This window comes from Streptomyces sp. DH24 (assembly GCF_029813775.1).
Taxonomy (GTDB): Bacteria; Actinomycetota; Actinomycetes; order Streptomycetales; family Streptomycetaceae; genus Streptomyces.
In genome coordinates this window covers 48687-68976 of sequence record NZ_JARVKW010000036.1, presented here as the reverse complement: position 1 = coordinate 68976, position 20290 = coordinate 48687, and the positions used below count along the sequence as shown (strand labels likewise).

General features: G+C 70.5%; 13 protein-coding genes, 1 tRNA gene and 1 rRNA gene. 13 read left to right on the top strand and 2 right to left on the bottom strand.

Annotated features, from left to right (window positions below):
• Positions 1-7 precede the first annotated feature (7 nt).
• The 3 genes from rrf (at position 8) to QC282_RS25180 (ending at position 1059) form a co-directional block, all read left to right on the top strand.
• Positions 8-124: ribosomal RNA gene (gene rrf / locus QC282_RS25190) — 5S ribosomal RNA — on the top strand.
• Positions 125-237: 113 nt separating this feature from the next.
• Complete coding sequence (locus tag QC282_RS25185) at positions 238-900, top strand: DegT/DnrJ/EryC1/StrS family aminotransferase (RefSeq protein ID WP_279551843.1); 663 nt, start codon at positions 238-240, stop codon at positions 898-900.
• An 83-nt stretch (positions 901-983) separates the two neighbouring features.
• A tRNA-Thr gene (locus QC282_RS25180) sits at positions 984-1059 on the top strand.
• A gap of 57 nt (positions 1060-1116) precedes the next feature.
• Here the strand turns inward: QC282_RS25180 and QC282_RS25175 are convergent.
• Positions 1117-3873: a SpoIIE family protein phosphatase gene (locus QC282_RS25175; protein WP_279551838.1), complete on the bottom strand. Its 2757-nt coding sequence runs from the start codon at positions 3871-3873 to the stop codon at positions 1117-1119.
• Positions 3874-4290: 417 nt separating this feature from the next.
• Here QC282_RS25175 and QC282_RS25170 point away from each other — a divergent pair, with 417 nt between their 5' ends.
• From QC282_RS25170 to QC282_RS25125, 10 genes are all read left to right on the top strand, one after another.
• The gene (locus QC282_RS25170; RefSeq protein WP_279551837.1) at positions 4291-9768 is read left to right on the top strand and encodes a HAMP domain-containing protein; all 5478 of its coding nucleotides are present in this window, start codon (positions 4291-4293) and stop codon (positions 9766-9768) included.
• A 275-nt stretch (positions 9769-10043) separates the two neighbouring features.
• A complete protein-coding gene (locus QC282_RS25165; protein WP_279551836.1) occupies positions 10044-10724 on the top strand; it encodes a two-component system response regulator in 681 nt (226 codons plus the stop codon).
• A gap of 163 nt (positions 10725-10887) precedes the next feature.
• Positions 10888-13698, top strand: coding sequence for a DNA translocase FtsK (locus QC282_RS25160; protein WP_279551835.1), 2811 nt, complete (start codon positions 10888-10890; stop codon positions 13696-13698).
• Between the two features lie 261 nt (positions 13699-13959).
• Complete coding sequence (locus QC282_RS25155; protein ID WP_279551834.1) at positions 13960-14799, top strand: helix-turn-helix domain-containing protein; 840 nt, start codon at positions 13960-13962, stop codon at positions 14797-14799.
• A 95-nt stretch (positions 14800-14894) separates the two neighbouring features.
• The gene (rimO, locus tag QC282_RS25150) at positions 14895-16367 is read left to right on the top strand and encodes a 30S ribosomal protein S12 methylthiotransferase RimO (protein WP_279551833.1); all 1473 of its coding nucleotides are present in this window, start codon (positions 14895-14897) and stop codon (positions 16365-16367) included.
• Entirely contained in the window at positions 16364-17119 is a 756-nt protein-coding gene (pgsA, locus tag QC282_RS25145) for a CDP-diacylglycerol--glycerol-3-phosphate 3-phosphatidyltransferase (RefSeq protein WP_279551832.1), read from the top strand. The genes rimO and pgsA overlap by 4 nt, the downstream gene beginning before the upstream one ends.
• Entirely contained in the window at positions 17116-17661 is a 546-nt protein-coding gene (locus QC282_RS25140; protein ID WP_279551831.1) for a CinA family protein, read from the top strand. The genes pgsA and QC282_RS25140 overlap by 4 nt, the downstream gene beginning before the upstream one ends.
• 109 nt (positions 17662-17770) lie before the next feature.
• Positions 17771-18151 carry a helix-turn-helix domain-containing protein gene (locus QC282_RS25135; RefSeq protein ID WP_030616674.1) on the top strand — a complete coding sequence of 127 codons (381 nt, stop codon included), beginning with the start codon at positions 17771-17773 and terminating at the stop codon, positions 18149-18151.
• 227 nt (positions 18152-18378) lie between these two features.
• Positions 18379-18849: a DNA starvation/stationary phase protection protein gene (locus QC282_RS25130; protein ID WP_279551830.1), complete on the top strand. Its 471-nt coding sequence runs from the start codon at positions 18379-18381 to the stop codon at positions 18847-18849.
• Positions 18850-19008: 159 nt separating this feature from the next.
• A complete protein-coding gene (locus tag QC282_RS25125) occupies positions 19009-19302 on the top strand; it encodes a hypothetical protein (protein ID WP_279551842.1) in 294 nt (97 codons plus the stop codon).
• 112 nt (positions 19303-19414) lie between these two features.
• Here the strand turns inward: QC282_RS25125 and QC282_RS25120 are convergent, their stop codons facing one another.
• Positions 19415-20257 carry an Fpg/Nei family DNA glycosylase gene (locus QC282_RS25120; protein WP_279551829.1) on the bottom strand — a complete coding sequence of 281 codons (843 nt, stop codon included), beginning with the start codon at positions 20255-20257 and terminating at the stop codon, positions 19415-19417.
• Between the last annotated feature and the right edge of the window lie 33 nt (positions 20258-20290).

The window sequence follows — 20290 nt, the reverse complement described above, 5'->3', positions numbered from 1 at the left end:
TTAGGGTTTCGGTGGTCATAGCGTAGGGGAAACGCCCGGTTACATTCCGAACCCGGAAGCTAAGCCTTACAGCGCCGATGGTACTGCAGGGGGGACCCTGTGGGAGAGTAGGACACCGCCGAACAATTATTAGAGGGTTGGACCCCGAACTTCGGTTCGGGGTCCAACCCTTTTTTGTTGCGCGTCACGTGGAGTTCACGTTGCGCACCCACCATCCGCTACATGGGTACTGCTGCAATGCTCAGGGCCGCCGGTGTCGGAGTCGGTGACGAGGTCATCGTGCCGGCGTTCGGGAACGTCGAGGTTGCCGGGGCGGTGGCCCTCGCGGGCGCGCTGCCGGTGTTCGCCGACATAGATCCGCTCACGTACTGCCTGGACGCGGTCGCGGTGGAGGCCGCCGTCACCCCGCGCACGGCAGCCGTCGTCGCCGTGCACCGCTTCGGCCGGCCCGCCGACATGGCCCGGCTGCACGGAGTTGGGCAGCGGCACGGGCTACTCGTGCTGCAGCAGGGGGAGTCGGAGGCGCCGTACGACGAGATAGCCCAGCGGCGGCAGCGGGCCGCGTACCTCGACGCGAAACTGCGTGGCGTGCGGACGCCGGACGGTGGCGACGGGCACACCTATCAGCAGTACGTCGTGCGCGTGCCCGGCAACGGCCGGCCGGACCGGGACGCCTTCGCCCGAGCCGTACGGGGCAGGGGAGTTGACTGCCGCGTGCCGGTGAAGACGCCCGTGCACCGGCTGCCGGAGTTCCGGCGGTGTGTGTCCCTGCCGGAGACCGAGCGGGCCGCCGACGAGACGCTCGCACTGCCGGTCGAGGCGGCGCTGACCAAGCGGGACATGCAGCGGATCGTGTCCGCGTGCAACGCGCTCGGAGGGCTGCTGCAGCCGGCGTTCTGAATCGTCGGCAGCGGTTGGGAGCACTGGTCTGTTCGGGGTATGATCTATTCCGTTGCCGCGAGGGAAACCCTCGAAAGCGACAAGCCCCTATAGCTCAGTCGGCAGAGCGTCTCCATGGTAAGGAGAAGGTCAACGGTTCGATTCCGTTTGGGGGCTCCAGCAAAAAGGCCCCTCGCCCTTCCGGGCGGGGGGCCTTTCTCATGTCCTGTTCCGGGCCTAGTCCTTGTGGTGGCCCGGCACGCGCATCGCCAGGATCGCCATGTCGTCCGACGGGGCGTCCGACGCGAAGCGCTCCACCGCGCGCATGATGCGTGCCGCGACCGCGCCCGCCGTGAGGCCCGTACAGGTCGTCAGGACGTCGGCGAGGCCGTCGTCGCCCAGCATGCGCGCTCCCTCGCGGCGCTCGGTGACGCCGTCCGTGACGCAGAGCAGGACGTCGCCCGGGTCGAGCGTGACCGTCTGCTCGTAGAGCTCCAGGTCCTCCATGACGCCGAGGAGCGGCTGCGGTTCGGCGGCCGGTTCGACCGTGCCGTCCTGGCGCAGGCGCAGCGGCAGCGGGTGGCCGGCGCAGACCACCTTCAGGACCGCGCTGCCGTCCTCCTGCGGCCACAACTCGCCGTACAGGAGCGTGAGGAAGCGGCTGCGGGCGCCCTCGTCGAGAATCGCGGAGTTCAGGCGCTCCAGGACGGCCGGGCCGCCGAAGCCCTCACGGGCCAGCAGCCTCAGCGCGTGCCGGGCGAGTCCCGTCACCGCCGCCGCCTCCGGGCCCGTGCCGCAGACGTCGCCGATGGCGAAGCCGTAGGCGTTGTCGCGGATCGGGAAGACGTCGTAGAAGTCGCCGCCGACCTCGTTGCCCTCGCCGGCCGCGCGGTAGATGACCTCGACCTCGACGCCCTCGATCTGGGGGACGTCCGGGGGCAGGAGGCTGCGCTGGAGGGACTGGCTGATGGCCGTGCGCTCCGAGTACAGGCGGGCGTTGTCCAGGGCGAGGGCGGCGCGGCGGGACAGGTCCTCGGCGAGCTCCAGGATCTCCTGGCGGAAGTGCTCGTCGGTCGGCTTGCCCAGCGTGAGCATGCCGATCACGCGGTTGCGGGCGACCAGCGGCAGGACGACCGTTTCGCCGCCCACCGCCGCGGCCGTGGTGAGGGTCGGGCCGATGCCCGGGGTGACCTGGCGGGTCGGGCCGCCGCTGAGGCCGAGGCTGCGCATGGAGCTGCGCAGGGCCGCCTGGTGGGCGACCTCGGCCGGGGCCGTCCAGACACGGGCGCCGGGCGTCGGTACCGGGTCCGGCGGGGGGATCTTCGACAGGAGCGACTTGATTCCGTCGATGAGTTCCTCGTCCTCGTGCAGGACGTACGACAGATAGGGCTCCGAGGCCTGGTCGGCGATCGTATAGACGGCGCACCAGGTGGCCAGGGTCGGCACCGTCATCTGTGCCATGAGGGCCAGCGTCTGGTCGCGGTCCAGGGTGCCGGCCAGCAGGTCGGACGCCTCCACGAGGAAGCTGAGCGAGCCGCGGCGCAGCCGTTCCAGTTCGCCCAGGCGGGCCGACTCGACGGCCAGGGCGATGCGGTCCGCGGCGAACTGCAGGCGCAGCGCCTCCTCGTTGGAGTACCGGCCGGGAGCCTCCGCGGCGACGCCGAGGGAGCCGGTGAGGCGGCCCTCGACCTTGAGCGGGACCGTGACGACCGAGCGCATGCCGGTGCCGTTCAGCAGGGGGACGGCGCCCGGTACGGCCGCGAGGTCGTCGTGGACGGCGGGCATGCGGGCCGAGCCGTAGCGGCCGGGGCCCGCCTCGACGGGGACGCGGGCGAAGCGCTGGCGGGCGGAGGGCAGGCCCGTGGAGGCGCGGACCTCCAGTTCCGTCTCGTCGTCGGTCGCGAGGAGCAGGAAGGCGGAGTCGGCGTCGAGCATGTCGCGGGCGCGTTCCACCGTGCGCTGCAGCAGGCCGTCGAGGTCGTCCGGGGCGGGCGAGCCGATGAACACCTCGAACGGGTCGGTGTTCTGGCCGCCCTCGCCGGAGCCGCCGGAGTCGGACGACGACATGCGCAGCGGCGTCTGCAGCACGGCCCGTTCGTGGTCGCGCACCAGGAGGCAGACCGTGGAGGGTTCGCCGCCGTTGTCGCGGACGCGGAGGTGGGAGGCGTACACGGCGACGACGCGGCCGTCGGCGTCCCTTATGCCGTAGCTGCCTTCCCAGCGGGAGAGCCGGAGGGCCTCCACGATGCCGGTGCTGGTGCCCGGGGTGTGCGGCCACGCGGCGAGGTCGGTCAGCGGCTTGCCGGTGACCTGCTCGGCCTGGTAGCCGAAGAGCACCTCGGCGTCCTCGTTCCAGGCGGTGATGGCGCCCGTGCGGTCGATCTGGACCACGGCGACCCGGACGCGGCCGTCGGCGAGCGGCAGCAGGGCGGCGGGGAGGGAGGGGCCGGCCGTGCGGGTGCCGACCGCGCGCTCGGGCAGGCCGAGCTGGAACCAGACGTTCTTGTGGGTGGGCGTGTACTCGACGCCCCAGCGGGCGGCCAGTGCCGCGCACAGCTGGAGGCCGCGGCCGCCCTCGCGATCGGGGCTGCCCATGGTGGCGGGGGAGCCCTGGAGGGGCACCTCGCGCTCCGGGTAGCGGTCGGCGACCTCGATGCGTACGCCGTCGTCGCAGCGCAGGCAGAGCACGTCGGCCGCGGTGCCGGCGTGGACGACGGCGTTGGTCACCAGTTCGCTGGTGAGGACGACGGCGTCGTCGACGATGTCGGCGAAGCCCCAGCCCTGGAGGGTGTCGCGGACGAAGGAGCGGGCGCTCGCGACCGATCGCCCTACGGGCTCGAAGCTGGCGGCCGCGCGCGCGGTGATCACAGAACTCCTCGACCGGTCGTCGACGTGCAGGACTCCATGGCCGACCGGCTCACGCCGCTGTTGCGGCAGGCCACCCGTCGGCCGCGGGTCCGGGGGCTGGTCCCCCGGGATCAGTCCGGTGGTCATGTGTGCGGCCGCCCCTCCGATGCCCGCTCGTAATCGTGCCACCGCCCAGGCCGGACGGACCGGCGTGGCTGGACAGCCGCATGCAAGGTTACTTACCTTCGCGGTCCGTGCGGATGCCGGTCTGGAGTGTTTCCGTCCTTGGGACGTGTTCGTGGACACGTCCGGGGTGTGCGGACGATGTGCGAAGCTGCCGAACTGTTATGGCCTGGTTCGGCCGGGGTGAAACACTGGGCAAGCTTGTTGTGAAGGTCCGGGCAGGCTGGGTGTCACTTGCGCATCGCGGGCAGCAGCCCGGGGACGGACCTGGTATTCCGGGCAGGCATACGCAGTAGTCACAGGAATGCGCAGTAGTACTGGTACGCCGAGCGGCTGTACCGGAGCACAGCAGTAACGGTCGACCCCTGCGGGAGGGACACAGTGGAGTCTGGCGCAGCGACGCGGGGCACGAAGACGCGCGCGAAAGGCGGACAGTCCCTGAGTAACCAGCGCAAACCGCGCAATGGGACCACCGTGGTGGACACCGCCGCGCTGAACCGGCTGCTGGCAGCCCTCGTGTCCATGCGGGACGGGAATTTCCGGAAACGGCTCACGGTGTCCGGCGACGGCGTGATGTCGGAGATCGCGGCGGTCTTCAACGAGGTGGCCGACCGCAATCTGCATCTCACCGGCGAGCTGGCCCGGGTGCGGCGCATGGTCGGCCGTGAGGGAAAACTCACGGAGCGGCTGGAGACGGGCGCCTGCGAGGGTTCCTGGTCGGCCGCAATCGACAACTCGAACGCCCTGGTGGACGACCTCGTGCGGCCCGTCTCCGAGGTCGGCCGGGTGCTGTCGGCGGTGGCGGAGGGTGATCTGTCGCCGCGCATGGAGCTGCGCACGCAGGGGACGGACGGGCCGGGGCAGCCGCTGCGCGGCGAGTTCCTGAAGGTCGGCCGGACCGTGAACAACCTGGTCGACCAGCTGTCGACGTTCACGGACGAGGTCACGCGCGTGGCCAGCGAGGTCGGCACCGAGGGCAAGCTGGGCGGGCAGGCGCGGGTGCGCGGCATGTCCGGTTCCTGGAAGGACCTGACCGAGTCCGTCAACACGATGGCGTACCGGCTGACGGCGCAGGTGCGGGACATCGCGCTGGTGACGACCGCGGTGGCCAAGGGCGATCTGTCGCGCAAGGTCACGGTGCACGTGGCCGGCGAGATGCTGGAGCTGAAGAACACCGTCAACACGATGGTGGACCAGCTCTCGGCGTTCTCCTCCGAGGTGACCCGGGTCGCCCGTGAGGTCGGCACGGACGGGGCCCTGGGCGGGCAGGCGCAGGTGCCCGGGGTGGCCGGCGTGTGGAAGGAGCTCACCGACTCGGTGAACACCATGGCCGGGAACCTGACGGCCCAGGTGCGCGGTATCTCCGAGGTGACGACGGCGGTCGCCAACGGTGATCTGTCGCGGAAGGTGACCGTCCCGGCGCGCGGCGAGGTCGCGCAGCTCGCGGAGACGATCAACCAGATGACCGAGACGCTGCGGGTCTTCGCGAACGAGGTCACGCGCGTGGCGAACGAGGTCGGCGCGGAGGGCCGGCTGGGCGGTCAGGCGAACGTGCCGGGCGCGGCGGGCACCTGGAAGGACCTGACCGACTCGGTCAACACGGTCTTCCGGAACCTCACGACGCAGGTGCGGGACATCGCGGCCGTGACGACGGCCGTGGCCAACGGTGACCTGTCGCAGAAGGTGACCGTCGACGTCGCGGGCGAGATGCTCGAGCTGAAGAACACCGTGAACACCATGGTCGACCAGCTCTCCGCCTTCGGTGCCGAGGTCACGCGCGTGGCCAACGAGGTCGGCGCGGAGGGTCAGCTCGGCGGTCAGGCGAACGTGCCGGGCGCCGCCGGTGCCTGGAAGGACCTGACGGACTCCGTCAACACCGCGTTCCGGAATCTCACCGGTCAGGTGAGGAACATCGCCGAGGTCACCACCGCGGTGGCCAACGGCGACCTGACGCAGAAGGTGACCGTCGACGTCGCGGGCGAGATGCTCGAGCTGAAGAACACCATCAACACGATGGTGGACCAGTTGTCGTCGTTCGCCGATCAGGTGACGCGGGTGGCCCGTGAGGTGGGTACGGAGGGCCGACTGGGCGGTCAGGCGCGGGTGGACGGCGTGTCCGGCACGTGGAAGGAGCTGACGGACTCCGTCAACTTCATGGCCGGCAACCTGACCTCCCAGGTGCGGCAGATCGCGCAGGTCACCACGGCGGTCGCCCGGGGTGACCTGTCGCAGAAGGTCACCCTCGACGCGCGCGGGGAGATCCTGGAGCTGAAGAACACGCTGAACACGATGGTGGACCAGCTGTCGTCGTTCGCGGACCAGGTGACGCGGGTGGCCCGTGAGGTGGGCACCGAAGGGCGTCTGGGCGGTCAGGCGCGGGTGGACGGCGTGTCCGGCACGTGGAAGGAGCTGACGGACTCCGTCAACTTCATGGCCGGCAACCTCACCGCCCAGGTGCGCAACATCGCGCAGGTCGCCACCGCCGTGGCGCGCGGTGACCTCTCCCAGAAGATCACCGTGGACGCGCGCGGGGAGATCCTGGAGCTGAAGAACACGCTGAACACGATGGTGGACCAGCTGTCGTCGTTCGCCGAAGAGGTCACGCGCGTGGCCCGCGAGGTCGGCACCGAGGGCATCCTCGGCGGCCAGGCCGAGGTGCAGGGGGTCTCCGGCACCTGGAAGGACCTCACGCAGTCCGTGAACGGCATGGCGAACAACCTGACCAGCCAGGTCCGCAACATCGCCGAGGTCACCACCGCGGTCGCCAAGGGCGACCTGTCGAAGAAGATCACCGTCAACGCCAAGGGCGAGATCCTCGAACTGGTCACGACCGTCAACACGATGGTCGACCAGCTCTCCAGCTTCGCCGAGCAGGTGACCCGGGTGGCCCGCGAGGTGGGCACCGAGGGCATCCTGGGCGGCCAGGCGCACGTGCCGGGCGTCACCGGCATCTGGAAGGACCTCAGCGACAACGTCAACCTGATGGCCAACAACCTGACGGTTCAGGTGCGGAACATCTCACAGGTGGCCGCGGCCGTCGCCAACGGTGACCTGACGCGGACGGTGACGATCGAGGCGCGCGGCGAGGTCGCCCAGCTCGCCGACACGTTCAACACGATGGTGCGGACGCTGAGCTCGTTCGCCGACCAGGTCACCAAGGTGGCCCGCGAGGTGGGCACGGACGGCATCCTCGGCGGCCAGGCGCACGTGCCGGGTGTGGCGGGCACCTGGAAGGACCTGACCGAGTCCGTGAACCAGATGGCGTCCAACCTGACCGGTCAGGTGCGCAACATCGCCATGGTCACGACCGCCATCGCCAAGGGCGACCTGACGAAGAAGATCGACATCGATGCCCGCGGCGAGATCCTGGAGCTGAAGACGACCATCAACACGATGGTCGACCAGCTGTCCTCGTTCGCCGAGGAGGTCACCCGCGTCGCCCGTGAGGTGGGCACGGAGGGCCAGCTCGGCGGCCAGGCACGCGTGCGTGACGTGGACGGCACCTGGCGGGACCTCACCGAGTCGGTGAACGAGATGGCCGGGAACCTGACCCGGCAGGTGCGCGCCATCGCGCGCGTGGCGACCGCGGTGACCCGCGGCGACCTGAACCTGAAGATCGACGTGGACGCCTCCGGGGAGATCCAGGAGCTTCAGGACTACATCAACAAGATGATCGCCAACCTGCGCGACACCACGATCGCCAACAAGGAGCAGGACTGGCTGAAGGGCAACCTGGCGCGCATCTCCGCGCTGATGCAGGGCCGCCGCGACCTGGAGGACGTGGCCTCGCTGATCATGAGCGAGCTGACGCCGGTGGTGTCCGCGCAGCACGGCGCGTTCTTCGTGGCGATGCCGCTGCTCGACGGCAAGGACCTGAGCGCGGAGAACGACGACGACTACGAGCTGCGGATGCTCGGCTCGTACGGCTACTCGATGGGCTCGATGCCGACGTCGTTCCGGCCGGGTGAGGCGCTGATCGGGACGGCCGCGGAGGAGAAGCGTACGATCCTCGTGGAGAACGCGCCCAGCGGCTATCTGAAGATCTCCTCCGGGCTCGGCGAGGCGCCGCCCGCGCAGGTGATCGTGCTGCCGGTGCTGTTCGAGGGGACCGTGCTCGGGGTGATCGAGCTGGCCTCGTTCACGCCGTTCACGCAGATCCAGAAGGACTTCCTGAACCAGATCGCGGAGATGATCGCCACCAGCGTCAACACCATCTCCGTCAACACCAAGACCGAGCAGCTGCTGAAGCAGTCGCAGGAGCTCACCGAGCAACTGCGGGAGCGGTCGGCGGAGTTGGAGCAGCGGCAGAAGGCGCTCCAGGCGTCCAACGCCGAACTGGAGGAGAAGGCCGAGCTGCTGGCCCAGCAGAACCGCGACATCGAGGTGAAGAACACCGAGATCGAGGAGGCCAGGCAGGTCCTGGAGGAGCGCGCGGAGCAGCTCGCGGTCTCCATGCGCTACAAGAGCGAGTTCCTCGCCAACATGTCGCACGAGCTGCGTACGCCGCTCAACTCGCTGCTGATTCTGGCCAAGTTGCTCGCCGACAACGCGGACGGCAACCTCACGCCGAAGCAGGTCGAGTTCGCCGAGACCATCCACGGCGCCGGCTCCGACCTGCTGCAGCTCATCAACGACATCCTGGACCTGTCGAAGGTCGAGGCGGGCAAGATGGACGTCTCCCCGACGCGCATCGCGCTCGTCCAGCTCGTCGACTACGTGGAGGCAACGTTCCGCCCGCTGACCGCGGAGAAGGGCCTCGACCTGTCGGTGCGGGTGTCGCCGGAGCTGCCCGCCACGCTGCACACCGACGAGCAGCGGCTTCTTCAGGTGCTGCGCAACCTGCTGTCCAACGCGGTGAAGTTCACCGACTCCGGATCGGTCGAGCTGGTCATCAGGCCCGCCCGGGACGACGTTCCGCAGAAGATCCGGGAACAGCTGCTGGAGACCGGTTCGCTGACCGCCCCGGACGCGGACCTGATCGCGTTCTCCGTGACGGACACGGGCATCGGCATCGCGGCGAGCAAGATGCGGGTGATCTTCGAGGCGTTCAAGCAGGCCGACGGCACGACCAGCCGCAAGTACGGCGGCACCGGGCTCGGGCTGTCCATCTCGCGGGAGATCGCCCAGCTGCTCGGCGGTGAGATCCACGCGCAGAGCGAACCGGGGCGCGGCTCGACGTTCACGCTGTATCTGCCGCTGTACCCGAGCGAACTGCCGCCGCAGGGCTATCAGCAGCTGCCCGCGCTGGCCGCCGGGGAACTGGTGGCGTCGACGACCGAGCCGTCGTCGGAGCTGTCGGACGTGGAGATCGAGACGCCGGCCGAGGTGAAGTCGTACCAGGAGACGCAGAACGGGCCCGCCGCGCTGTTCCGGCGCCGGCGCCGGGCCGTGACCGCCCAGCCCGAGCAGCCGGTCGCGCAGCCGGAGCAGTGGCCGGCCGCGGAGCAGAGCGCGGCGCCGCGCTCGCACCGGGGCATCCGGTTCGGCGGGCACAAGGTCCTGATCGTCGACGACGACATCCGCAACGTGTTCGCGCTGACCAGCGTCCTGGAGCAGCACGGCCTGTCGGTGCTGTACGCCGAGAACGGCCGTGAGGGCATCGAGGTCCTGGAGCAGCACGACGACGTCGCGGTCGTCCTGATGGACATCATGATGCCCGAGATGGACGGTTATGCAACGACGACGGCGATCCGCCGGATGCCGCAGTTCGCGGGGCTGCCGATCATCGCGCTCACCGCGAAGGCGATGAAGGGCGACCGGGAGAAGGCGATCGAGTCGGGCGCCTCCGACTACGTCACCAAGCCGGTCGACCCCGATCACCTGCTGACGGTGATGGAACAGTGGATGCGGGAGGCATGAGGAGGCCGCCCGGGGTTCAGTCGAACACGTCGGTAACCTAGGGTGTTCAAACGGAATTGCCGATTCTGCCTGGGTCGGAGCCGTGTAGCGGCACGGGATTCGGGGAACCTTCCGAACTCGCGCCGCGTTCCCGTTGTGTGCACAGTGACATCACGGTGACAGGGTGTGGTGACAGGCAGGGTGCGGCTACGATGACCGGCACGAGGGCGGGCGGCGCAAGGGAGCCGTCCCCTGGGGCGGAGCCCGGTGGACTGCCGGGGCGAGGAGGGCGGGCCATGGTGCAGAAGGCCAAGATCCTCCTGGTCGATGACCGGCCGGAGAATCTGCTGGCGCTGGAGGCGATCCTCTCTGCGCTCGATCAGACACTGGTGCGGGCATCGTCCGGGGAGGAAGCGCTCAAAGCACTGCTCACGGACGATTTCGCGGTCATTCTGCTGGACGTCCAGATGCCGGGCATGGACGGCTTCGAGACGGCGGCGCACATCAAGCGGCGGGAGCGCACCCGGGACATCCCGATCATCTTCCTCACCGCGATCAACCACGGCCCGCACCACACCTTCCGCGGATACGCGGCCGGCGCGGTGGACTACATCTCCAAGCCGTTCGACCCGTGGGTGCTGCGCGCGAAGGTCTCCGTCTTCGTCGAGCTCTACATGAAGAACTGCCAGCTGCGTGAACAGGCCGCGCTGCTGCGCCTCCAGTTGGAGGGCAACGGCGGCAAGGCGGCGGGCGACGAGGCCAAGGAGTCGGCCGGGCTGCTCGCGGAGCTGTCGGCACGGCTCGCCGCCGTCGAGGAGCAGGCCGAGGCGCTGTCCAAGCAGCTCAACGACGAGTCCACGGACGCGGGGGCGGTGGCCACGGCGGCCCACCTCGAACGCAAACTCACCGGCCTCAGGCGCGCCCTGGACGCCCTGGAACCGGGCACGGGCAGCGCTCCGTCGGTCCCGCAGAACTGACCGCGCCGGGCACCCGTGGTCCGCAACCGGTGCGAACGAGTCGCCAGGGTGCGGCTTTTGGTCATGAACCGGCGTCAGTTTCCGGCCTCCGCAGGGACGACACGAACGGGTGAAGCAGTAGTCACACGTGTCGGTCGTCGTCTCCACCGGTAACCTCACACCCATGGCCTCACGTCCCTCCGCAGCCAAGAAGCCGCCCGCGAAGAAGGCGGCCGCTTCAGCGAAGGCTCCGGCGAAGAAGGCCGCTGCCAGAAAAGCTCCGGCGAAGAAGGCCGCTGCCAGAAAAGCTCCGGCGAAGAAGGCGCCCGCCAGGAAGGTCCCGGCGAAGAAGGCCGCGCCCAAACCGGCACCCAGTCCCACCGGGGGCATTTACCGACTGGTGCGCGCCCTCTGGCTCGGCGTCGCGCACGCCGTGGGCGCCGTGTTCCGCGGCATAGGGCAGGGAGCCCGCAACCTCGACCCCGCGCACCGCAAGGACGGCGTCGCGCTGCTGCTGCTCGGCATCGCGCTGATCGTCGCCGCGGGCACCTGGGCCGACCTGAAGGGCCCCGTCGGCGACCTGGTCGAGATCCTGGTGACCGGGGCCTTCGGCCGGCTCGACCTGCTCGTGCCGATCCTGCTCGCGGTCATCGCCGTACGCTTCATCCGCCACCCCGAGAAGCCCGAGGCCAACGGCCGCATCGTCATCGGCCTGTCCGCGCTCGTCGTCGGCGTGCTCGGCCAGGTGCACGTCGCGTGCGGCTCACCGGCCCGCGGCGACGGCATGCAGGCCATAAGGGACGCCGGCGGCCTCATCGGCTGGGCGGCGGCGACCCCGCTGACGTACACCATGACCGAGGTGCTCGCCGTACCGCTGCTGGCGCTGCTGACGGTGTTCGGGCTGCTGGTCGTCACGGCCACCCCGGTCAACGCCATTCCGCAGCGGCTGCGGCTGCTCGGCGTGAGGCTCGGCCTGGTGGCCGACCACGCGGCGTACGCTTCCACCGAGGACGACGAGCGGTACGACGAGCAGTGGCGCGAGGAGCTTCCCGCGCGCTCCCGCAGGCGCGGGCCCGCCCCCGAGGCGTACGACCCCGACAGCGCCGAGCAGGAGGCCCTCACACGGCGTCGTGGCCGGCCCCGGCGCTCCGCCGTGCCGCAGCCCGACATGGGCCGGCAGCCGGACGCCGTGGACGTCGCGGCGGCCGCCGCGGCGGCGCTCGACGGTGCCGTGCTGCACGGGATGCCGCCGTCGCCGATCGTCGCCGACCTCACCCAGGGCGTCGGCGTCGGCGACCGCGAGCCGACCACCCCGACACCCGTACCGGCGGCCCGGCCCAAGCAGGAGCGGCTGCCCGGCGGCAGCGACCGGAGCGGCAGCAGCGACAAGGGCGACAAGGGCAGCAAGAGCGGCAAGGGTGCCACGGAGGACACCGGTGACGTCCCCGACCTCACCAAGACGCCGCCCTCGGAGCCGCGCGACCTGCCGCCGCGCGCCGAGCAGCTCCAGCTGTCCGGCGACATCACCTACGCCCTGCCGTCCCTCGACCTCCTCACGCGCGGGGGCCCCGGCAAGTCCCGCAGCGCCGCCAACGACGCCGTGGTCGCCTCGCTCACCAACGTCTTCACCGAGTTCAAGGTCGACGCCGCCGTCACCGGCTTCACGCGCGGTCCGACGGTCACGCGCTACGAGGTCGAGCTCGGCCCCGCCGTGAAGGTCGAGCGGATCACGGCGCTCACGAAGAACATCGCGTACGCGGTCGCCAGCCCGGACGTGCGGATCATCAGCCCGATCCCGGGCAAGTCCGCAGTCGGCATCGAGATCCCGAACACCGACCGCGAGATGGTCAACCTCGGTGACGTGCTGCGGCTCGCGGCGGCCGCCGAGGACGACCACCCGATGCTGGTCGCGCTCGGCAAGGACGTCGAGGGCGGCTACGTGATGGCGAACATCGCGAAGATGCCGCACATCCTCGTCGCCGGCGCCACCGGATCCGGCAAGTCGTCCTGCATCAACTGTCTGATCACCTCGGTCATGATGCGGGCGACCCCGGAGGACGTCCGCATGGTGCTGGTCGACCCCAAGCGCGTCGAGCTCACCGCCTACGAGGGCATCCCGCACCTGATCACGCCGATCATCACCAACCCGAAGCGGGCCGCGGAGGCGCTGCAGTGGGTCGTGCGCGAGATGGACCTGCGCTACGACGACCTCGCCGCCTACGGCTACCGGCACATCGACGACTTCAACCAGGCCGTCCGCTCCGGCAAGGTGAAGGCGCCCGAGGGCAGCGAGCGCGAGCTCCAGCCCTATCCGTACCTGCTGGTCATCGTGGACGAGCTCGCCGACCTGATGATGGTCGCGCCGCGTGACGTCGAGGACGCCATCGTGCGCATCACGCAGCTCGCGCGCGCCGCCGGCATCCACCTGGTGCTCGCCACGCAGCGCCCCTCCGTCGACGTCGTCACGGGCCTGATCAAGGCGAACGTGCCGTCCCGGCTCGCGTTCGCCACCTCCTCGCTCGCCGACTCCCGCGTCATCCTCGACCAGCCCGGCGCCGAGAAGCTGATCGGCAAGGGCGACGGCCTCTTCCTGCCGATGGGCGCGAACAAGCCGACCCGTATGCAGGGCGCCTTCGTGACCGAGGAGGAGGTCGCGGTCGTCGTCCAGCACTGCAAGGACCAGATGGCGCCCGTCTTCCGGGACGACGTCGTCGTCGGCACCAAGCAGAAGAAGGAGATCGACGAGGACATCGGCGACGACCTCGACCTGCTGTGCCAGGCCGCCGAGCTGGTCGTCTCCACCCAGTTCGGCTCGACGTCGATGCTCCAGCGCAAGCTGCGCGTCGGCTTCGCGAAGGCCGGCCGGCTGATGGACCTCATGGAGTCGCGGAACATCGTCGGACCGAGTGAGGGGTCGAAGGCTCGTGACGTTCTTGTGAAGCCTGACGAGCTGGATGGCGTGCTCGCGCTGATCCGGGGGGAGTCTGAAGGGTAGGGAAGCGGTACACGATGACGGCCGTACGTTCTGTACGGCAATCGGGTGTCCGATCGTGACGCATCCGTAAGGGATCATTGAGCAACCGTTTCCCTTTGACGTACGTCAAGTTGAGGGAAGCGCAAGCGACCTGCCCCACCATCGGGATGTCGGGCCATTCCGATGGCGTACAAAGTCCGACCGCCCGGTTGCCCCACCCTTTCGCACCCCCCCTAGACTGAACCCCCAGCACAGGCGGCTACACGCTCGAAAGGCGCCCCCGTGTCCAACGGCAACTCCCCTGAAGACGAGCGTCCGTTCGAAGACGTTTCCGAGGAAGCCCGCCCCTCCATCGGCCGTGCCCTGCAGCAGGCACGCATCGCGGCCGGGCTGACCGTCGACGACGTCAGTACCGCCACCCGCGTTCGCCTCCCCATCGTCCACGCCATCGAGGCGGACGACTTCGCGCCCTGCGGCGGCGACGTCTACGCCCGCGGCCACATCCGCACCCTGGCCAAGGCCGTCCACCTCGACCCGGCGCCGCTGCTCGAGCAGTACGACGCCGATCACGGCGGCCGACCGGCCCCGACCCCGGCCGCACCCCTGTTCGAGGCGGAACGGATCCGTCCCGAGCGGCGCGGGCCCAACTGGACCGCGGCCATGGTCGCCGCGATCGTCGTCGTGATCGGTTTCGTGGGATTCACACTCGTCAACGGCGGCGACGGCGACGACTCCACGGCCCAGGTCGCCGAGGGCGCCACGTCGTCCACCGGCAAGACCGCCTCGCCCACGCCCCGCGACAGCAAGCCCACCGACCCCAAGCCGGAACCCTCCGACAGCGCCATCGCCGCCGCGCCCCAGGACAAGGTGACCGTCCAGGTCAGGGCCACCGACGGCCGCAGCTGGATCTCCGCCAAGGACCACAACGGCCGGCTCCTGTTCGACGGACTGCTCAAGCAGGGCGAGACGAAGACCTTCCAGGACAGCTCCAAGATCAACCTCGTGCTCGGCGACGCCGGCGCGATCCAGCTGTACGTGAACGGCAAGAAGATCAACGACGACTTCCGCCCGGGCGCCGTCGAGCGGCTCACCTACACCAAGGGCGACCCCGAGGTCGGCTAGGCGTTCGGCCGGCGGGAAGCGCACGGACGGGGCGGGCCGGGATCGGCCCGCCCCGTCGACGTGGGGTGTCGGCGGGACGAAGTAGTCTTGAGCCCATGCCTGAACGCCGTACCGTCGCACTTGTCACCCTTGGCTGCGCCCGTAACGAGGTGGACTCGGAGGAGCTCGCAGGCCGTTTGGAGGCGGACGGCTGGCAGCTCGTCGAGGACGCCGAAGAAGCGGACGTCGCCGTCGTCAACACCTGCGGATTCGTCGAGGCCGCCAAGAAGGACTCCGTCGACGCCCTCCTGGAGGCCAACGACCTCAAGGGCCACGGCAGGACCCGGGCCGTCGTCGCCGTGGGCTGCATGGCCGAGCGGTACGGCAAGGAACTCGCCGAGGCCCTCCCCGAGGCCGACGGCGTGCTCGGCTTCGACGACTACGCGGACATCTCCGACCGCCTGCAGACCATCCTGAGCGGCGGCATCCACGCCGCCCACACCCCGCGCGACCGGCGCAAGCTGCTGCCGATCTCCCCGGCCGAGCGGCAGTCGGCGACCGACGTGGCCCTGCCGGGGCACGGCGCGCCCTCGGACCTGCCGGAGGGCCTGGCTCCGCGGTCCGGCCCCCGCGCGCCCCTGCGCCGCCGCCTGGACGGCTCCCCGGTCGCCTCCGTGAAGCTCGCCTCCGGCTGCGACCGGCGCTGCTCCTTCTGCGCCATCCCGTCCTTCCGCGGCTCCTTCATCTCCCGCCGCCCGAGCGACGTGCTCAACGAGACGCGGTGGCTGGCCGAGCAGGGCGTCAAGGAAATCATGCTGGTCTCCGAGAACAACACCTCCTACGGCAAGGACCTCGGCGACATCCGCCTGCTGGAGTCGCTGCTGCCCGAGCTCGCCGAGGTCGACGGCATCGAGCGGGTGCGCGTCAGCTACCTCCAGCCCGCCGAGATGCGGCCCGGTCTCGTCGACGTCCTCACCTCGACGCCGAAGGTCGCGCCCTACTTCGACCTGTCGTTCCAGCACTCCGCGCCCGACGTGCTGCGCGCGATGCGCCGCTTCGGCGACACCGACCGCTTCCTGGAACTGCTCGACACCATCCGCGGCAAGGCGCCCGAGGCGGGTGTGCGCTCCAACTTCATCGTGGGCTTCCCCGGCGAGTCCGAGGCCGACTTCGCCGAGCTGCAGCGGTTCCTGAACCACGCGCGTCTGGACGCCATCGGCGTCTTCGGCTACTCCGACGAGGAGGGCACGGAAGCCGCGACCTACGACAACAAGCTCGCCCAGGACGTCGTCGACGAGCGGCTGGCCGAGGTCTCCCGGCTCGCCGAGGAACTCGTCTCGCAGCGCGCCGAGGAGCGACTCGGCGAGACCGTGCGCGTGCTGGTCGAGTCGGTGGACGAGACGGAGGGCGTGTGCGGCCGTGCGGCGCACCAGGCGCCCGAGACCGACGGCCAGGTGCTGCTCACGAGCGGCGCGGGCCTGAGCGTGGGCCGTATGGTCGAGGCGAAGGTGGTCGGTACGGAGGGTGTCGACCTGGTGGCCGAGCCGCTGCAGGGCTCGCTCGCGTGTGGTGAGGAGGCGGGCACATGACCGGAGCACCGGCGTCCGCGGCGGGCGGCTCCCCCGGCACGCCGAGGGCCGCGGGGAACACGCCCGCGCGGGAAGAGTCCGGTGCCGCCGGTGGACGTGCCGCCGCCGAAAGCGGTGGGGCGCAGCCGGCGCGGGGCGGGAAGCTGGCCGCCGCGGCCGTCAACCAGGCCAGCGTCTGGAACATCGCCAACCTGCTCACGATGCTCCGGCTGATCCTCGTGCCGGCTTTCGTCGCGCTGATGCTCGCCGACGGCGGATACGACCCGGCGTGGCGCTCGCTCGCCTGGGCCGCGTTCGCCGTCGCCATGATCACCGACCTGTTCGACGGTCACCTGGCGCGTGCCTACAACCTCGTCACGGACTTCGGGAAGATCGCCGACCCCATCGCCGACAAGGCGATCATGGGTGCGGCGCTGATCTGCCTGTCGGCGCTCGGCGAGCTGCCCTGGTGGGTGACGGGCGTGATCCTCGGCCGGGAACTCGGCATCACGCTGCTGCGTTTTCTGGTCATTCGCTACGGCGTCATCCCGGCGAGCCGCGGAGGCAAGCTCAAGACCCTCACCCAGGGCGTGGCCGTCGGGATGTACGTGCTGGCACTGACCGGGTGGCTCGCCACCCTGAGGTTCTGGGTGATGGCGGCGGCGGTCGTGCTGACCGTCGTGACCGGGCTGGACTATGTGAGACAGGCCATTGTGCTGCGGCGGCAGGGAATCGCGGAGCGCAAGGCGGCGTTGGAGGAGAAGGAAGCGTGAGTTCCCCGGCCGCTCAGGCGGTGCGACTACTGACGGTGAGGGGCGAGACGCTCGCCGTCGCCGAGTCGCTCACCGGTGGGCTGGTGGCAGCGGAGATCACCTCGATCCCCGGGGCGTCCAAGGTCTTCCGTGGTTCGGTGACCGCCTACGCCACCGAACTGAAGCAGGAACTGCTGGGGGTCGACCCCGCCCTGCTGGCGTCGCACGGAGCGGTGGACGCGCAGGTGGCGGCCCAGATGGCGACCGGAGTGCGCAAGGCGCTCGGCACCGACTGGGGCATCGCGACCACCGGTGTCGCCGGCCCGGAACCCCAGGACGGCAAGCCCGTCGGCACGGTCTTCGTGGCCGTCGACGGTCCCTTCGGCGGAGGTTCGGGCGCCGCCGGTGGCGGGAAAGTGACCTCCCTGCGGTTGAACGGCGACCGCGCGGAAATTCGTATGGAGAGTGTACGGAGCGTACTCGCACTCCTCGTCGGGGAGCTTGCGAGCGAACAGACCGGGAATGAGCGGGCACAGGATACGGAACGGAACGGGGGGTTTTGATGTTTGCAGCCCTGAGTGAACACGACATCGCTCCCCGCACGGCCGCGGCGCGAGGCGGTACGGTGGGGCGAGAAGGATGCGGCTACGCGGTCCGAGGAGGGAGCCACCGATGATTCTGCTCCGTCGCCTGCTGGGTGACGTGCTGCGTCGGCAGCGCCAGCGCCAGGGCCGTACTCTGCGCGAAGTCTCCTCGTCCGCCCGAGTCTCACTCGGCTATCTCTCCGAGGTGGAGCGGGGGCAGAAGGAGGCTTCCTCCGAGCTGCTCTCCGCCATCTGCGACGCGCTGGACGTACGGATGTCCGAGCTCATGCGGGAAGTGAGCGACGAGCTCGCCCTCGCCGAGCTGGCCCAGTCTGCTGCGGCCACCCCCAGCGAGCCCGTGCCCACGCCGGTCCGTCCGATGCTGGGCTCCGTGTCAGTGACCGGTGTGCCACCGGAACGGGTGACCATCAAGGCGCCCAGCGAAGCCGTGGACGTCGTCGCCGCGTGAGCCGCGCCCGCGTGTGCGGGTGACCCGCCTGGCGTCGGCCCACGCCGGCAGAGAAGTCCGAGGCCCCGGCCGGGGTCCTTCCGCAGTGATCCAGCGGTCACACGGTGCGGAGGGCGCGGTCGGGGTTTTCGTTTGCCTGAGCGTGCCGATATCTCCCATTTGCCGGTATCGGTCGTGGCCGTCATCGTGGAGAGGACATCGCGGGGGTTGAGCCGACGGAGGTGCGGATGTACGTCGTGAAGAGCCCGTTGTCCGACGCGAACCTGAAGACCGTGTCCGAGGCGCTGCAGGGCGCCCTCGTGGACCTGGTGGATCTCGGCCTGGTGGCCAAGCAGATCCACTGGAACGTGGTCGGGCCGCGCTTCCGTTCCGTGCATCTCCAACTGGACGAGGTCGTGGGCCTCGCCCGTACGCACTCCGACACCGTCGCCGAGCGCGCCGCGGCCCTGGGTGTATCGCCGGACGGTCGGGCCGCCACCGTGGCCGTCGGCAGCGGCATCGGCGTCACGCCGGAGGGCTGGGTCGACGACACCGCCGCCGTGCGGGCGCTCGTGGACGCGCTGTCGGCGGTGATCGAGCGAATGCGGGCGCGCATCGCGGCGACCGCCGAGCCGGACCCCGTCAGCCAGGACATCTTCATCGGGATCACGGCCGATCTCGAAAAGCAGCATTGGATGTTCCAGGCCGAGAACGGGTGACGGTGAGGGCTGCCGGGCTCGCGGTGCTTGCGTCGCTTGCGGTGCGTGCGGTGGTTCATGTGGTGGCTCGTGTAGTGCTTGCGGTGCGTTCGTGTGCCCTCGGTGCGCCCTTCCGGCGGGTTGCGGCGGCCCTTTAGCGTCGGGCTGGAGGTGGCTGCCATGGCGGGGCGGACGGTGCGCTGGGGGGCCGGGCTCGGAGCCGGGGCGCTGTGGTGGTGGGCCGTGCTGCGGCTTGCGCTGGCGCCCGACGCGGGGGTGGTCGAAGGCGCGGTCGCGGCGGGTGGCTGGGGCCTGAGCCTGCTGCCGGTGCACTGCGTGCCGAAGACGCGGGCGCCGGGGGCGCTGGGCGCGGGGCGGTGGCGTGCGGCTTGGCGTGGGAGCGCGGGGTGGGGTGCTGCTGGTTCCGCCGGTCGTGAGGGTGGTGCGTCAGCTGAGGCAGACGCCGGGCTCTAGGGTGGGCTGCGGGTTACGGGCTGCGGACACTTTCCTCGGGCGGCGCCGTGAGATCAGCGCGGTTGGGGCGGCAGGGCTACGGGGCGCCCGGCCCGGCGTATGAAGCGTGTCGTCAGCGCGGCGGACGTGGGCGGGTGCGGAGTGCCGAGGGGGCCACGGGGCGCGGCGTCGGGCCCGCCTGGCAGGCGGGGCACCAGTACGTGGGGCGCTCGCGCGAGCCGTCGCCCTGGTCGGCCACGCGGACCGGTGTGCCGCAGCGCAGGCAGGGCCGGGGCGCCCGGCCGTACACGAACAAGTCCTGGCCCCGGCGGCCCGTCGTCGCACGGATCGGACGGTCGCGGTTCACCTCAAGGAGCCGTTTCGCCAGCTCCGGGAGGTTCGCCGTCCGCTCGGCGGGCAGCTCGCCGACGGGGAGCCACGGGGTGACGCCGAGCAGGAAGCAGAGCTCGCTCTTGTAGACGTTGCCGATGCCGGCGAGATTGCGCTGGTCGAGCAGCGCCTCGCCGAGGGGCCGGGCCGGGTCCCGCAGGAGGTTGGCCAGGGCTCGCTCGGCGTCCCAGTCGGGGCCCAGCAGGTCCGGGCCGAGATGGCCGACGGCGCGGTGCTCGTCGGTGGTGCGCAGCAGTTCGAGGACGGGGAGGCGGTAGCCGACGGCCGTCCGGTCGGCGGTGCCGAGGATCGCGCGGATCTGGTGCGAAGGGCCGCCGCTCCAGCGCTCGCCGGGGGCGTACACCTTCCACGAGCCGTCCATCCGCAGGTGCGAGTGCAGCGTGATGCCGCCCTCGACGCGGGTGAGGAGGTGCTTGCCGCGCGGGGTGACGTCCAGGACGGTACGGCCCGTGAGGTCGGCCGTGGCGTACTTGGGCACGCGGAGGTCGCTTCGGGTCAGCACCTTGCCCGCGAGGGCGATGTGCAGCCGCCTCGCGGCCTGCCAGACCGTGTCACCTTCGGGCATGGGTCAAGGGTGGCACGGGCACGGCGGAACCCG

Excerpts from the sequence above, each read along its gene's own strand:
- QC282_RS25185 (WP_279551843.1), top strand. The coding sequence starts at position 238 with ATGCTCAGGGCCGCCGGTGTCGGAGTCGGTGACGAGGTCATCGTGCCG.
- QC282_RS25175 (WP_279551838.1), bottom strand. The coding sequence starts at position 3,873 with ATGACCACCGGACTGATCCCGGGGGACCAGCCCCCGGACCCGCGGCCG.
- QC282_RS25165 (WP_279551836.1), top strand. The coding sequence starts at position 10,044 with ATGGTGCAGAAGGCCAAGATCCTCCTGGTCGATGACCGGCCGGAGAAT.
- QC282_RS25160 (WP_279551835.1), top strand. The coding sequence starts at position 10,888 with ATGGCCTCACGTCCCTCCGCAGCCAAGAAGCCGCCCGCGAAGAAGGCG.
- rimO (WP_279551833.1), top strand. The coding sequence starts at position 14,895 with ATGCCTGAACGCCGTACCGTCGCACTTGTCACCCTTGGCTGCGCCCGT.
- pgsA (WP_279551832.1), top strand. The coding sequence starts at position 16,364 with ATGACCGGAGCACCGGCGTCCGCGGCGGGCGGCTCCCCCGGCACGCCG.
- QC282_RS25135 (WP_030616674.1), top strand. The coding sequence starts at position 17,771 with ATGATTCTGCTCCGTCGCCTGCTGGGTGACGTGCTGCGTCGGCAGCGC.
- QC282_RS25130 (WP_279551830.1), top strand. The coding sequence starts at position 18,379 with ATGTACGTCGTGAAGAGCCCGTTGTCCGACGCGAACCTGAAGACCGTG.
- QC282_RS25125 (WP_279551842.1), top strand. The coding sequence starts at position 19,009 with ATGGCGGGGCGGACGGTGCGCTGGGGGGCCGGGCTCGGAGCCGGGGCG.
- QC282_RS25120 (WP_279551829.1), bottom strand. The coding sequence starts at position 20,257 with ATGCCCGAAGGTGACACGGTCTGGCAGGCCGCGAGGCGGCTGCACATC.